The 14,037-nt window shown below is 34.8% G+C and carries 16 protein-coding genes; 11 read left to right on the top strand and 5 right to left on the bottom strand.

The annotated features are described in order from the left end of the window. Positions 1–31 precede the first annotated feature (31 nt). From ABJD27_RS16415 to ABJD27_RS16395, 5 genes are read right to left on the bottom strand one after another with little or no spacing between them, the layout of a single operon-like run. Positions 32–1,153, bottom strand: coding sequence for a 4Fe-4S dicluster domain-containing protein (locus ABJD27_RS16415; protein WP_348173703.1), 1,122 nt, complete (start codon positions 1,151–1,153; stop codon positions 32–34). A gap of 10 nt (positions 1,154–1,163) precedes the next feature. Then, entirely contained in the window at positions 1,164–1,793 is a 630-nt protein-coding gene (locus ABJD27_RS16410; protein WP_348173705.1) for a cytochrome C, read from the bottom strand. Further along, a complete protein-coding gene (locus ABJD27_RS16405) occupies positions 1,783–2,499 on the bottom strand; it encodes a cytochrome c3 family protein (protein WP_348173707.1) in 717 nt (238 codons plus the stop codon). The genes ABJD27_RS16410 and ABJD27_RS16405 overlap by 11 nt, the downstream gene beginning before the upstream one ends. After that, on the bottom strand, positions 2,496–4,823 hold the full coding sequence (locus ABJD27_RS16400; RefSeq protein ID WP_348173709.1) for a molybdopterin-dependent oxidoreductase: 2,328 nt from the start codon (positions 4,821–4,823) through the stop codon (positions 2,496–2,498). The genes ABJD27_RS16405 and ABJD27_RS16400 overlap by 4 nt, the downstream gene beginning before the upstream one ends. Before the next feature lie 8 nt (positions 4,824–4,831). Further along, positions 4,832–5,068, bottom strand: coding sequence for a hypothetical protein (locus ABJD27_RS16395; protein ID WP_348173711.1), 237 nt, complete (start codon positions 5,066–5,068; stop codon positions 4,832–4,834). Between the two features lie 275 nt (positions 5,069–5,343). Here ABJD27_RS16395 and glp point away from each other — a divergent pair, with 275 nt between their 5' ends. The 11 genes from glp to ABJD27_RS16340 are packed head-to-tail and all read left to right on the top strand — an operon-like array spanning position 5,344 to position 14,016. Then, complete coding sequence (gene glp, locus ABJD27_RS16390; protein WP_348173713.1) at positions 5,344–6,525, top strand: gephyrin-like molybdotransferase Glp; 1,182 nt, start codon at positions 5,344–5,346, stop codon at positions 6,523–6,525. A 10-nt stretch (positions 6,526–6,535) separates the two neighbouring features. Beyond that, complete coding sequence (locus ABJD27_RS16385) at positions 6,536–6,877, top strand: molybdenum transporter (protein WP_348173715.1); 342 nt, start codon at positions 6,536–6,538, stop codon at positions 6,875–6,877. Further along, entirely contained in the window at positions 6,874–7,617 is a 744-nt protein-coding gene (locus tag ABJD27_RS16380) for a sulfite exporter TauE/SafE family protein (protein ID WP_348173717.1), read from the top strand. Before ABJD27_RS16385 ends, ABJD27_RS16380 begins: the two co-directional genes overlap by 4 nt. Beyond that, positions 7,617–8,198 carry a molybdenum cofactor guanylyltransferase gene (locus tag ABJD27_RS16375; protein WP_348173719.1) on the top strand — a complete coding sequence of 194 codons (582 nt, stop codon included), beginning with the start codon at positions 7,617–7,619 and terminating at the stop codon, positions 8,196–8,198. The genes ABJD27_RS16380 and ABJD27_RS16375 overlap by 1 nt, the downstream gene beginning before the upstream one ends. After that, positions 8,188–8,421, top strand: a complete 234-nt coding sequence (locus ABJD27_RS16370; RefSeq protein ID WP_348173721.1) for a MoaD/ThiS family protein — start codon at positions 8,188–8,190, stop codon at positions 8,419–8,421. The genes ABJD27_RS16375 and ABJD27_RS16370 overlap by 11 nt, the downstream gene beginning before the upstream one ends. A 14-nt stretch (positions 8,422–8,435) precedes the next feature. Next, positions 8,436–9,503, top strand: a complete 1,068-nt coding sequence (gene moeB / locus ABJD27_RS16365; RefSeq protein ID WP_348173723.1) for a molybdopterin-synthase adenylyltransferase MoeB — start codon at positions 8,436–8,438, stop codon at positions 9,501–9,503. Between the two features lie 9 nt (positions 9,504–9,512). After that, positions 9,513–9,953 (top strand): molybdenum cofactor biosynthesis protein MoaE, encoded by a 441-nt coding sequence (locus ABJD27_RS16360; protein WP_348173725.1) that lies wholly within the window; start codon positions 9,513–9,515, stop codon positions 9,951–9,953. Between the two features lie 34 nt (positions 9,954–9,987). After that, positions 9,988–10,335 (top strand): four helix bundle protein, encoded by a 348-nt coding sequence (locus ABJD27_RS16355; protein WP_348173727.1) that lies wholly within the window; start codon positions 9,988–9,990, stop codon positions 10,333–10,335. A gap of 25 nt (positions 10,336–10,360) precedes the next feature. Next, positions 10,361–11,272 carry a bifunctional molybdenum cofactor biosynthesis protein MoaC/MoaB gene (moaCB, locus tag ABJD27_RS16350; protein WP_348173729.1) on the top strand — a complete coding sequence of 304 codons (912 nt, stop codon included), beginning with the start codon at positions 10,361–10,363 and terminating at the stop codon, positions 11,270–11,272. Between the two features lies 1 nt (position 11,273). After that, a complete protein-coding gene (moaA, locus tag ABJD27_RS16345) occupies positions 11,274–12,281 on the top strand; it encodes a GTP 3',8-cyclase MoaA (protein ID WP_348173731.1) in 1,008 nt (335 codons plus the stop codon). Between the two features lie 55 nt (positions 12,282–12,336). After that, entirely contained in the window at positions 12,337–14,016 is a 1,680-nt protein-coding gene (locus tag ABJD27_RS16340; protein ID WP_348173733.1) for a formate--tetrahydrofolate ligase, read from the top strand. Positions 14,017–14,037: the final 21 nt, after the last annotated feature.

The raw sequence follows: 14,037 nt of genomic DNA, 5'->3' as shown, positions 1-14,037 counted from the left end.
TATCCTTTTTATTAAAACTTTATTTTACCCATTAATCCATAAAGTACCAGAACTTTGGCTCGGTGCCTAAGTCCTCTTTAAGTCTAAAAACCTTTTTGTTTTCTAAAACCCACCTAATGGTACTATTTGGATCTAAAAGATTACCAAAAATTCTAGCACCCGTAGGGCAAGCTTCAACACAAGCTGGGTTTTTTCCTTTTCGTGAGCGTTGCACACAAAAAGTACACTTCTCCATCACTCCTTTTTTACGCATTCTATTCCCTAAGTAATGTTGGTTTTTGTTGATTTCATTTTCTGGAACCTCTGGCTTACTCCAGTTAAATCTTCTTCCGTCATAAGGACAGGCTGCCATACAATAACGACATCCTACACACCAATCATAATCTATCACAACGAGTCCATCATCTTCTCTCCAAGTAGCTTGTACGGGACATACCTCTACACAAGGAGGATTATCACAATGAAAACACTGAGTCCCCATATAAAAATGACCTTCAGCGGGGACTTCGTGATAATAATTATCATCTGCATTATCAAACTTAAATCCTTCACCATCTTTCATTTCATGAATACGGATATACTGCATTTGAGATTTTCTGTCTTGGTTATTCTCTTCTATACAGGCACTCACACAATTCATATATCCTTGACATTTCGAAATATTAAAAGCATAACCAAAAAGCACATCCTCTACTGCGTTTTCTGAAGTCATATTAATATTCTTATTCGTTCTAAGTTCATAAGAGCGCATAAGTCTATCGACCGTTTTCTTTTTTTCTTCATCGGTCATGAGCTTATAATTCCCTTTAAATTGCTCTTCCCAATCAATTTGTGCTTTTTCTTTGGAATCCTCTCCAGAAGAAATACTACAAGAAGTAGAGATGGCGCCAGCACCTATGAGTAAACTAGCTGTTAGTTTTTTAAAAGCAGTTCTTCTGTCCATTTTAACATCAAAAACCTGTTCAAATCCATCTTTATGTCTTTCTTCTCCAATAGACGCGTGTATAGCTGCTTCATAAAAATCCTTTTCGCTGAGCTCTTCTTTAGTAGAATTACAACTTCCTTCAGATTTACCACATCCGCAAGAACCAGATGTTTCTCTTTTTTTGTTGAGACCTAGGTCTAGAGAATACCATTTTTTATTATCGCTCATCTTTTCTTTTTTAGTGATCTAAATCGTCCTTACGTTCTAATGCTTTCTGAATATTAAATTGTACAGGCCATCTGGTTTCAAAACCTGGGTTATGTGGATTATGACAATTCACACACGTCATCGAAGCCCTTGGAGGAGCCCATCCAGCTACTTTTTTCCCATGCGCACCTCCTTTCCAGTCTTCAAACTGATTAGAATGACATTGTGCACAAAGTTTATAACTAAGGTTAAAATCTACTTGTTGCCCTGTTATGGTATTAAGACTATTCATATCTTCTCCATTATGGCAAGTAGCACAATTCATCGTACCTAAACCTGCATGATTTAATTGTATATCCCAATGTGCTTTTTGTCCTAGTCCACTTTTCATTTCTGATAATGGTTTGCTATGACATTCTATACATGCAAATGATTTAATCTGCCCTTTTCGTTCTGGAATTAAGAACGTGTGTACGCCTTCTGTAATTTCAATTAAGTCTGTGTCGGCTAGTAACTCTTCTGATGTAAGCGTGCCGTGATAGGGCTTTTGCTCTGCTTCTATTTTTTCGGTAATCGAGTGATATTCCCCTTCCTTTTTGCAAGAACTCAGAGAAATAGTTAGAATCACAAGAAAGCAATATGTTATGTGTTTATTTTTCATTGATCTTATCAAATTGTCTTAGAAAAGTGCTCACGTCTACTTTGTGTAGCTCGGTATTTTTAGGTAGGTGACATTGTCTACAGTTTATTCGTTCTGGATGAGTTACTCTGATTTCTTCAGGAGCACTTGGTCCTGCGTGACAAGAAATACAGCTTTCTCTCATTTGTAATTGATGCGGTATCATAGGAGGGCTTCCAGGCATAGCATTGTTTATTCCTTCTCCTATACTGGGTGGGTCCGCTTTCGCGAAAGCGAACTCAGTAAATGTATTATTTGTGTTTTTTGTAACGTGACACTGACGACAATTTACCATCTCAGGATGCGGAGTAATGGGCGCATATGCATTAAATTTTTCTACAAATCCTCCATATTGATGACATTGTATACACGTGTTTCCCCCATAACTACGCTCCTTAGCAACTGGATGCGGAATACTTGGTGGCGCACCTGGATAAGCTCTATTGTCATAATAATCCTTAAGTGTTCGCTGATGGTTTTCATCTACAGGCATATTTGAATAATCCAGATCCGTATTATCAAATCGTTTAAAAACTCCGGATTCTGAAGGGATAAAATTACCTGTAGGAGTATCTATAACTGGAATATATGCATCTTCTAACCCTTTTTGATAGCTAAAGTTCCATATAACAATAAATGTTATAAACATGACAATAAAGAGTGATATGATTACTAGTCTCTTTCTCATACCTTTTCTACTTTAACAGCACATTTTTTATAATCAGGCTCTTTAGAGATCGGGCAGAAAGCATCTAGAGTTACATCATTAATCAACATATTCTCATCAAAGAAAGGAACAAACACTTGTCCTTTGGTAGGAAGTCCTCTTTCGTTGATGGATGCTGGTAGTGTACAAGAACCCCTTCGTGATGTCACTTTTATATTTTCCCCATTTCTAATTCCTAGAGATTTAGCATCATCTGGATGAAACTCTACATATGCATTAGGCATTGCTTGATGTAATACTGGTATTCTTCGTGTCATAGATCCCGTATGCCAGTGTTCTATAACACGCCCAGTATTTAACCAGAATGGGTATTCTTGATCTGGTTTTTCTGGCGCTTCTTCAAAAGGGCGTTGCCAGATCACTGCTTTTCCATCTGGTTTTCCATAAAAATGAAACGCTTCACCGTTAGAACACGCTGGATCATATTTTGCATTAAAACGCCATTGAGTTGACTTTCCATTTACGTACGGCCAAATTGCGCCAGATTCTTTTTTGAGAACTTCCAGTGGAGCCATTCCGTGTTTTGCACCTTCATGAAATTGACGGTACTCATTATAAATTTCTTCTACATGATTTTCTTCACTATAAGGAAACAAATCACCATATCCCATACGTTTTGCAACCTCGATAAACATCCAAGCGTCCGGTTTTGTTTCACCAGGACCATCAATCATTTTATCCCAATGCTGTGTTCTACGTTCAGAATTACCATATAATCCACTTTTTTCAATATGCCAAGAAGCTGGAAGGATAACATCCGCCACATCAGAAGTAGGTGTCGGAAATACATCTGATACCACAACAAAACATGATTCTTTTTCCATCCCTGGACGATAGCGACTAGTCTTAGGTAATGAAACCAACGGATTGGTAGCTTGTGTCCATATAAATTTTATCTCTCCACGATCAACAGCTCTAAACATTTCTGTAGCGTGATACGTTGGTTTAGAAGGAATACGTTCATAAGGAACTTTCCATATTTTTGCAGCTAATTTTCTATGTTTTTCATTGGTTACAACTCCCTTAGGAAGCTTATGGGTAAAGGTGCCTACTTCACGAGCAGTACCACACGCAGATGGTTGACCTGTTAAAGAAAAAGGGCCATTTCCTGGTTGTGAAATTTTCCCTGTCAGTAAATGAATATTATATACTAGATTATTCATCCAGGTTCCTCGTGTATGTTGATTCATTCCCATACACCAATAAGAAACTACCTTTTTATTTGGGTCACCATAAATAGATGCCAAATATTTAATGTCTTTTACAGAGACCTTAGAATATTTAGAGACTTTCTCTGGGCTATACTCTTTTAGGAACTCTTTATAGGATTCAAAATCTATTTTTTCTGGTTTATCAGTAAACTTATAATTGTCTTCTAAGCCATATCCCATATTAGTAACTCCTTTACTAAAACTACAATGCTTCTCAACAAACGATTTGTTCACCCATCCATTCTTTATAATCTCATAACAAATTGCATTTGCAACAGCAAGATCTGTTTGTGGCTCAAATAAGATAGATCTGTCTGAAGCTGTACTTGAACGTGTTGTTCTTGTAGCAAAATCAATAATTTTTGCGCCACGTCTTGTCTTTTGTTCTAGCATTCTTGAGAATAATACCGGATGCATTTCTGCCATGTTATTCCCCCAAGTAATGAAGTAATCTGCGTAATCTATATCCTCATAACAACCCATAGGCTCATCTGCGCCAAAAGTGGTTAAGAACCCCGTAACTGCACTAGCCATACAAAGACGAGCATTACAATCTAGATTATTTGTACCAATGGCTCCTTTCATAAATTTAGAAGCAACATACCCCTCAGGTATTGTAGATTGCCCAGAAGTATACATAGCTACAGCATCTTTACCATGTGTTGCTATAGTATCCTTCATTTTAGTTGCGACAATATCTAAAGCTTCATCAAGAGGCGTTTTAACGTAACGACCATTTTTCTTTACTAAAGCATGCGTAAGCCTATCTTTAGATTGTATACACATAATCTGATGGTATCCTTTTACACACAATAAACCCTTATTTACAGAAGAATTTGGATCTCCTTTAACCGCCACTGCTTTTCCATTTTCAGTACCTACGAGTATGCCACATCCTACGCCACAGAATCGACAAGGACCCTTTTTCCAATCCAAATTTGCATCTTTAGGAATTCTTTCTTCTTGTTCACTTGCAAATAAAATCCCTGGAAACATAGACGCCGCAGCTGTCATTGCAGATAGCATTGCCATTTTTCTTATAAAATTCCTTCTATTTGTTACAGATGTATACATAGACATATTTAATTTTGAGGTGTATTAAAACCAGAAACTAGAGATAATAATTTGAGGCTACTTATGCTTTCAATTTTTTCTTTTAAAATCTCTTCTTCCTTATCATTAGAAGTATCGGTAACTAATGCTAAAACATCTTGATTTTTTGCAGGAATAACTTCGCAATGATCAAGACTTTTTAAGGCAATCATCAGTTCTTCTTTTTTCCCAATGACTGAGTGAGCTAGATAACTTTTTATTGGCATCTTTTCGATTTTTAGTTATTAAGGAGATTAATAATATTCTAAAATTCATTAACAAGTCCTTAACAAGTTACCAAATTTCGCTCAACTCTAATTAAGAAAAGATGACAAAAGTCATCTAACATATAAAAAAGTAAGCGTTATATTTGTGTGTACACAACGCTTTAGTTAACACCTATTTATAATTATGGATGTAAGATGATTCATAAACCAGCAAAAGAAAGTAAACTATTTATGAATCATACATTTAGATAAAGCATAGGGTAACGTATTAATATATGATAGATGTAAAAACAGCTCGAGATTTAGTTTTATTACATAGTGCAAAGCCTTCTGAGGTTTTAGAAGTAATTATTAAAGATGCATTGGATTTTGTTTTGGCCGAGGATGTGATTTCAAAAATTGAGATGCCTCCATATAGACAATCTGCAATGGATGGTTATGCTATTAACGGTTTTGATGACACACCTTATACTGTAGTTGGTGAGATAAAAGCTGGAGATGATGATAACCCGAACTTAAATATTGGGGATGCAGTACGAATATTTACAGGAGCTCCTGTACCAGATACGGCAAATACTGTGATAATGCAGGAGAAGGTAATCGTACATGGAAGTAAGATCATTCTAGAAGAATCTATACAACCAAATAAAAATATTAGACCAAAAGGAGAACAAATCAAAATTGGAGATCTTGCTTTGGCAAAAGGCACTACTATAAAAGGAGCGCATGTTGGTTTTTTAGCAAGTTTAGGTATTACAAAAATTCAGGTTTATAAAAAACCATCTATAGCCATCGTGGTTACGGGAAACGAACTTGTAAATCCTGGAGATGTATTACCTTATGGTAAAGTGTATGAATCCAATGGTAGCATGTTAACAGCAGTGTTAAGCGAATTAGGGTATAAAAACACCTCTGTTGTAACTGTGGAAGATGATTATGAAAAGACAAAAAAAGCATTAAATGATGTAATACAAAATTATGATGTAGTTATAGTTACTGGAGGCGTTTCTGTAGGTGACTATGACTTTGTAGGAAGAGCGTTAAAAGATATAGGCGTAGAAGAGATTTTTTATAAAGTAAAGCAAAAACCGGGAAAACCTTTGTTTTTTGGTAAAAAGGATCAAGTTTCCATATTTGGGCTTCCAGGGAATCCTGCTGCAGCGCTAAGTTGTTTTTATGTCTACGTATATCCACTTTTAAAAAAGAGCGAAGGAGCATGCAACACAAGCTTTCCAAATGTTTTAATGCCTTTGCTAACAGATTATACGGTAAAAGGAGATCGCGCTCAATTTTTAAAAGCAAGAATGCAAAATGATGGTGTCGAAATTTTAGATGGACAGAGTTCTGCAATGATTAGAGCTTTTGGAGATGCAAATGCACTGGTTTTTTTACCTGAGAATACAAAACAAGTACATAAAGGACAAAATGTAAAAACAATACTATTGTCTGTTAAATAAGTTGTTGATTATGAGCGATTATAAAATTAGAAGTAGGATTTGGATTGAAGTTGGGGATACTATGTTATTAGGTGAAGGAAGAGTAAAGTTATTAAAAGCAATCGAAGCACATGGTTCCTTATCTAAAGCAGCAAAATCAATAGGAATGTCTTATAAAAAGGCATGGACACTTGTTGATACAGTAAATAAATCTGCAAAAGAAGCAGTAGTAACAAAAACTATAGGCGGACAGCAAGGAGGTGGTACAGTCGTTACCCCTTATGGAAAACAACTTGTAGAAGCCTTTGAAAATATAAATAAAAACTGTTGGGAATTTTTAGACCAACAACTTAAAGCGCTAGATGCTATATGATGTCAGATCTTCCATATTTTTGGGTCTTCCTTTGTATCCTTCCTGTAATTGCATTTTTGTATGCAGGTGTAGGACATGGTGGGGCTAGTGGATATCTTGCATTAATGTCTCTGTTTTCTATAGCACCAGAAACTATGAAGCCTACAGCTTTGCTATTAAATTTATTTGTAGCAGGAACAGCTTTTTATTTTTACTACAAAGAAGGCTATTTTAATAAACGACTCTTTTTAAGTTTTGCTGTGGCTTCAATTCCTATGGCATTTTTAGGAGGAATGATAGAAGTTGACACTCGTATTTACAAAATAATACTTGGCGTATTGTTAATTTTTGCCATATTAAAAATGCTAAACATATTCGGTAAAGAGAGTGATATTATTTATAAAGTCAAAATTTGGCAAGGACTCCTCGTTGGAGGCTTAATAGGTTTCTTTTCTGGACTTATAGGTATAGGTGGTGGAATTATTTTAAGCCCAATTATTCTATTGCTACATTGGGGTAAAATGAAGGAAGCTGCAGCAGTATCTGCGCTATTCATTTGGGTAAACTCCGCTGCTGGATTAGCAGGGCAATTTAGTACTGGAATCACTTTAAATAGTCAATCATTTTTAATGGTAGCCCTTGCAATAATAGGTGGTTTATTAGGTAGCTATTATGGGAGTAAAAAAATGTCAAACAAAGGTGTAAGATATATGCTAGTCGTAGTATTAATTGCTGCATCAATAAAGTTGATTTTGATATAATGACACATAAAGCAAACATAACAGGAATCATACTTTCAGGAGGGAAAAGCTCTCGAATGGGAACTGATAAAGGTTTTGTTACTTGGAGAGACAAACTATTTGTTCAGCACAGTATTGATGCTCTAAAGCCTATAGTACACGAAATAATCATTGTAAGTGATTATCCTAAATATGATACACTGGGATATAAACGAGTAGAAGATAGTATTCCTGAAGCTGGACCATTATCAGGATTGTACAGTGGTTTAAAAGAAAGTAATACAGAACTTAATCTTGTATTGAGTTGTGATGTCCCACTTATTACGTCTGATATATTAGAAGAATTAATAGCTAGATATCGCAAAGGAACAACAGCAGTAGTCTGTGAAGTAAGTACTAATATTATGCCTTTAGTAGCGCTATATAATAAAAACTGTTACAAAGTTTGTGAGTCATTATTACAGTCTGGTGAACGAAGAATGATGCGCCTGATTGAAAAGTTGGATAACACAAGCTATTTAGTCTTAAATGACAAACAAAGTGAATGTGTGAAGAATATTAATAGTCTTGATGACTTAAAAGAGCTAAACAATGCAAATTGAAGTAAAATATTTTGGTATGCTCGCAGAGATTACACGTTGTAATTCTGAAGAGCTTGATGTTTCAATTGAGAAAATTTCTGAGTTAAAAACAGTATTGTTAGATAAATACCCAGACTTCAGGAATAAGGATTTTAGAATAGCCCAAAATCAAGCGATAGTTTCAGAAGAGGCTATCCTTACTGGTCAAGAAATAGCAATTTTACCTCCTTTTGCAGGAGGCTAATAATAAAGACAACATTGAGTAGATATAACAGACATATTATTTTAAATGAAATTGGAGAAATAGGCCAAGACAAAATACATGCTGCAAAGGTATTAATGATTGGAGCTGGAGGCCTTGGATGCCCTATACTTCAATATTTGGTAGCCGCAGGTGTTGGTACAATTGGTATTGTAGATTTTGATACTGTTGATGAATCAAATTTACAACGTCAGGTTTTATTTAACACCGCTTCTATTGGGCTTAATAAAGCAATAATTGCTAAAGAAAGATTATTGCAACTCAATCCAACGATCACCATTCATTCTTATCCAGAAAGATTAGATTCAGAAAACGTTATAACTATTTTTGAACACTATGATATTATAGTAGATGGGACTGATGATTTTTCAACACGTTACCTTATTAGTGATGCGGCTATTATTTTAGATAAACCATTAGTATATGGTGCGATTTATAAGTTTGAAGGTCAAGTCACTGTCTTTAATTATCAAAAAGGGCCTAGTTATCGATGCTTATTTCCAGACCCTCCAAAAAAAGATACAATACCTAATTGTTCAGAAATTGGAGTTTTAGGCGTATTACCTGGTATTATTGGAACTATGCAGGCAAATGAAGTTCTTAAAATCATATTGGGCATTGGTAGTCCTCTTTCAGGAAAGTTATATTGCTTTAATGCACTTACAAATCAGTCAAGAACTATCGGGATTACTCGTAATCAAGAAGAAATAGATAAAGTACAAGCGCAGGGATATCATTTTGAAGTTATAGATGATAGTTCCTTCTGTACACCTTCCATCCCTGAAATTACAATAGAAGATACCATAAATGAAGACATTCAATATATAGATGTCCGAGAAGTATCCGAACAACCTCGTATCACTTTGGATGGGATATTAGAAATTCCATTAAAAGATTTAATAAGCCAACGTGATTTAATTTCAAAAAATAAAAAAACAATTGTTTTCTGTCAATCAGGAGTACGCAGTGCTCGTGCAGTTGCATTGTTAAAAGAACATAATATTACGAATTGCTTTAGTTTGAAAGGTGGGGTTTCCGCTTTCGCGAAAGCGTTATTAAAATGAAGATAAAAGATGAAAACAACCTATAAGAACGTATTTAAGCAAGGGCCAATTTCTTCCGAATTTATTGGAACCTCTATAGCTAAACATCAATCCAAAACCCAAATAGGTGCTCACAACATTTTTTTAGGGCAAGTACGTGCAGATCAAATAGATGGCAAAGAAGTTATTGCCATTGATTATACCGCTTATGAAGAGATGGCTACTAAGAAATTTCATGAAATACGTGAGGCTACTTTTGAAAAATTTAATTTGACTTGTATGCATATCTACCATAGCTTAGGAGTTGTAAAAACTGGTGAAATCTGCCTTTTTGTATTTGTATCTTCACCAAGGCGAAAGGAAGTGTTTAAGGCTCTAGAATATGTCGTAGAAGCAATAAAATCAGAAGCACCAGTTTTTGGAAAAGAAATATTTGAAGATCAAACACATCAATGGAAAGTTAATAATTGATTATTTCTTAATGACTATTTATTATTAAATTTCTATGAAAGAAGAACTTAAAAAGAGAACTAAACTATTTGCACATAACTGTATAAAGGTTACTGAATTATTGCCAAATACTTACGTTTCGAATCATATCAAAAAACAATTGATTAGATGTGTAACTTCTGTAGCAGCAAATTATAGAGCAGCTTGTGTTGCACAATCAAAACCTAGTTTTATTGCAAAACTAAGTATTGTGATTGAAGAGGTAGATGAGGCTAATTTTTGGATAGAATTTTCAATAGATGAAGACTTAATTTCAAAGGATAGAATAACACACGTGTTAAAAGAATCAAGTGAATTAACTTCTATTTTTATAGCCTCTAGAAAGACCTTAAATACCAAATAATCAATAATAAATAGTAAATCTTAAAATGGTAGATATAACGCATAAAAATAATACATTGAGAACAGCAGTTGCCCAAGCAATTGTAAAGGTGAGTCGCCAAGAAACTATTGATGCTATTAATAATAAAACAGTGCCTAAAGGCGATGTTTTTGCTATGAGTAAAGCCGCTGGGCTATTAGGTGTTAAGAAAACTTCAGATTTACTTCCTGATTGTCATCCATTACCTATTGAATATACAGCTATTGAGTATGTAATAGATGGCTTAGAAATTAAAGTATTAATAACTGTAAAAACTATTTATAAAACAGGTGTTGAAGTAGAAGCTATGCATGGTGCTAGTATCGTTGCTTTAAATATGTATGACATGCTAAAACCTATTGATAAAGGGATTGAGATACATCACATTAAATTAATAGAGAAAAAGGGCGGAAAATCGAGCTTTAAAGATAAATTTAGACGCGATTTAAAAGCGGCTGTTATTGTTTGTTCAGATTCTATTTCTGAAGGGAAAAAAGAAGACAAAGCTGGAAAAGCTATCATTGCAAAACTAGAAGCTTGCGAGGTAGCAATACATGATTATAGTATCATCCCAGATGAGAAGGCTATCATTCAAGAAAAAGCAAAACACTATCAAGAGCAAGGTGTAGATTTAATTATCTACACAGGAGGAACTGGTTTATCGCAGCGAGATGTAACACCAGAGGCACTAAAACCTCTTTTAGATCGTACTATTCCTGGTGTTGAAGAAGCCATAAGAAAATATGGTCAAGATCGTATGCCATATGCAATGCTATCTAGAAGTGTTGCCGGGACTATTAAAAATTCATTGGTTCTTGCCTTGCCAGGATCTACAAATGGAGCTCGCGAGTCTATGGATGCTATTTTCCCCTCATTACTTCACGTTTTTAGAATTTTAAAAGGAGCGAGACACGATTAATATGAAAGAAGTAGGTAATATACTAACCGATTCATTTGGCAGAGAACACAACTATTTGCGTATATCGCTTACAGAACGATGTAATCTACGCTGCACCTATTGTATGCCTGCCAATGGTATACAGCTTTCTCCTAAGGAACATATTATGACTTATGAGGAAATTTATACCATTGCAAAAGAGTTTGTGACTCACGGGGTAACAAAGATTAGACTAACCGGAGGAGAACCATTGATACGAAAAGATGTATTGTTAATACTTGAAAAATTAGCTCAACTTCCTGTAGAATTGGCAATAACTACCAATGGAGTGATTGTAGATAAGTTTATAAAACAATTCAAAGAATACGGAATTCAGAAAATTAATGTAAGTTTAGATTCCTTAAACATTGACAAGAATAAAGGTATTACGCGTAGAGATTATTTCGCGAAAGTGTATCATAACATACAATTGCTAGTAAAAGAAGGTTTTGAGGTAAAAGTAAATTGCGTCTTAATGAAAGGCTTTAATGATAATGAAATTATCGATTTTATTGAGCTTACTAAACATCAACCTCTTCAGATTCGATTTATAGAGTTTATGCCTTTTGATGGGAATGAATGGAATATGGAAAAATTAGTGTCCCTTGAGGAAATACTGCAAGAAGTATATTCGCATTATGATACTAATCATTTTATAAGACTTCATGATTTACCAAATGATACTGCTAAGAATTACAAAATAAAAGAGTATCAAGGTTCTTTTGCTGTGATTAGTTCTGTTACAAATCCATTTTGTGATAGTTGTAATAGAATACGACTTACTGCAAATGGCCAGCTTAAGAACTGTTTGTTTTCAACTTCGGAATCTGATATTCTTACTCCTTTAAGAAATGGAGAAGCTATCGCTCCAATTATAGAGAAGGTACTACTTTCTAAAAAGAAAGTAAGAAATGGAATGAATACTATTGAAAAATTTAAAAACTTGAAAATTCATAGCAAAAATCGCAGTATGATTGCGATAGGTGGTTGAAAAATTGATATCTTGAGGATATTTTTTAATTTAATACCTTCAAAACAAATCAAAAATGAACGATTTAGAAATTGCAAATCAAGTAGAACTAAAGCATATCAGTCAAATTGCTGCAAAATTAGGGTTATCAGATGACGATATTGAAATGTATGGAAAATATAAAGCCAAACTCCCACAATCAAAAATTGACTTAGATAAAGTTCAACAAAGTAATTTAGTTTTAGTTACAGCAATTTCACCAACACCTGCAGGTGAAGGAAAGACTACAATGTCTATCGGTTTATCAGAAGGGTTAAATCGATTAGGAAAACAAACAACTGTAGTGTTACGAGAACCTTCATTAGGTCCTGTATTTGGAATAAAAGGAGGAGCAACAGGAGGAGGTTATTCGCAAGTATTACCAATGGAAGATATCAATCTGCATTTCACAGGCGATTTCTCAGCGATTGAAAAGGCACATAATTTACTCTCTGCAGTCATTGATAATAATATTCAAAGTAAAACCAATTCCTTAGGTCTCGATGCTCGAACGGTAGTGTGGAAACGTGTGATGGATATGAATGATCGCGCATTGCGTAATATCGTTGTAGGCTTAGGTGGCACAGGATCTGGAATACCTAGACAAACAGGGTTTGATATTACAGCAGCTTCTGAGATTATGGCTATTTTATGTCTAGCTGAAGATCTAGAAGATTTAAAACGTCGTATTGGTAATATTTTTATAGGATATACTTTTGGTAAAATAAGCGAAAGAAAAGCCATATATGCTAAAGATTTAAATGTACAAGGAGCAATGGCAGCCTTATTAAAAGATGCTATTAAACCAAATTTAGTACAAACCATAGAAGGGAATCCAGCAATTATTCATGGAGGACCTTTTGCAAATATTGCTCAAGGAACCAATTCTGTAATTGCAACACGTTTAGGAATGTCTTTATCAGACTATACGGTTACGGAAGCAGGATTTGGAGCCGATTTAGGTGCTGAAAAATTCTTAGATATTAAATGTCAAAGCGCAGGTATTTCACCAAAAGCAGTAGTACTTACAACGACCATTCGTGCGTTAAAATATCACGGTGGTGCCGATTTAAAAGAACTCACAACACCAAATGTAGAAGCATTACGTCAAGGCTTACCAAATCTTGAAAAACATTTAGAAAACGTACAACAGTTTAATATTACACCAGTGATTGCGATTAATCGTTTTATATCTGATAGTGATGATGAAATTGCATTAATTAAAGCATTTGCAGATGAAAAAGGAGTAAAAGTAGCACTAGCAGAAGGATGGGCTAAAGGAGGTGAAGGTACTTTAGAATTGGCACAACATGTAATTGATATTGTAGAGGCTAGTAATTCTAAATTCACACCTATGTATAGTTGGGATATGTCCGTTACTGATAAGATTGAAGCTGTTGCTAAAAAAGTATATGGTGCAAGTCGTGTGGAGTATGCAGCAAAAGCAAAAGCAAATTTAAGAACCATTGCCAATTTAGGGTTAGAAGGTTTACCCGTATGTATTGCAAAAACGCAAAAATCATTGTCAGATAACCCAAAACTAATTGGGCGACCTAAAGATTTTACAATCACCGTACGCGAGATAGAAATTGCTGCAGGCGCAGGTTTTTTAGTGCCCATTACTGGCGATATGATGCGCATGCCTGGATTACCAGCGCATCCTGCATCAGAACGTATTAATATTGATAATGACGGTAATATTTCGGGCTTATTTTAAAAATTAGTTAGAGAATAGAAA

The sequence above is a fragment of the Dokdonia sp. genome (assembly GCF_039945015.1).
In the GTDB taxonomy this organism is placed as follows: domain Bacteria; phylum Bacteroidota; class Bacteroidia; order Flavobacteriales; family Flavobacteriaceae; genus Dokdonia.
Note: the sequence above shows the minus strand (reverse complement) of the source record. Positions and strands in the feature narration are given on the sequence as shown.

What these genes read in the sequence shown, in the direction of transcription:
- ABJD27_RS16415 (WP_348173703.1), bottom strand. Translation starts at nt 1,153, where the DNA reads ATGAGCGATAATAAAAAATGGTATTCTCTAGACCTAGGTCTCAACAAA.
- ABJD27_RS16410 (WP_348173705.1), bottom strand. Translation starts at nt 1,793, where the DNA reads ATGAAAAATAAACACATAACATATTGCTTTCTTGTGATTCTAACTATT.
- ABJD27_RS16405 (WP_348173707.1), bottom strand. Translation starts at nt 2,499, where the DNA reads ATGAGAAAGAGACTAGTAATCATATCACTCTTTATTGTCATGTTTATA.
- ABJD27_RS16400 (WP_348173709.1), bottom strand. Translation starts at nt 4,823, where the DNA reads ATGTATACATCTGTAACAAATAGAAGGAATTTTATAAGAAAAATGGCA.
- ABJD27_RS16395 (WP_348173711.1), bottom strand. Translation starts at nt 5,068, where the DNA reads ATGCCAATAAAAAGTTATCTAGCTCACTCAGTCATTGGGAAAAAAGAA.
- glp (WP_348173713.1), top strand. Translation starts at nt 5,344, where the DNA reads ATGATAGATGTAAAAACAGCTCGAGATTTAGTTTTATTACATAGTGCA.
- ABJD27_RS16385 (WP_348173715.1), top strand. Translation starts at nt 6,536, where the DNA reads ATGAGCGATTATAAAATTAGAAGTAGGATTTGGATTGAAGTTGGGGAT.
- ABJD27_RS16380 (WP_348173717.1), top strand. Translation starts at nt 6,874, where the DNA reads ATGATGTCAGATCTTCCATATTTTTGGGTCTTCCTTTGTATCCTTCCT.
- ABJD27_RS16375 (WP_348173719.1), top strand. Translation starts at nt 7,617, where the DNA reads ATGACACATAAAGCAAACATAACAGGAATCATACTTTCAGGAGGGAAA.
- ABJD27_RS16370 (WP_348173721.1), top strand. Translation starts at nt 8,188, where the DNA reads ATGCAAATTGAAGTAAAATATTTTGGTATGCTCGCAGAGATTACACGT.
- ABJD27_RS16360 (WP_348173725.1), top strand. Translation starts at nt 9,513, where the DNA reads ATGAAAACAACCTATAAGAACGTATTTAAGCAAGGGCCAATTTCTTCC.
- ABJD27_RS16355 (WP_348173727.1), top strand. Translation starts at nt 9,988, where the DNA reads ATGAAAGAAGAACTTAAAAAGAGAACTAAACTATTTGCACATAACTGT.
- moaCB (WP_348173729.1), top strand. Translation starts at nt 10,361, where the DNA reads ATGGTAGATATAACGCATAAAAATAATACATTGAGAACAGCAGTTGCC.
- moaA (WP_348173731.1), top strand. Translation starts at nt 11,274, where the DNA reads ATGAAAGAAGTAGGTAATATACTAACCGATTCATTTGGCAGAGAACAC.
- ABJD27_RS16340 (WP_348173733.1), top strand. Translation starts at nt 12,337, where the DNA reads ATGAACGATTTAGAAATTGCAAATCAAGTAGAACTAAAGCATATCAGT.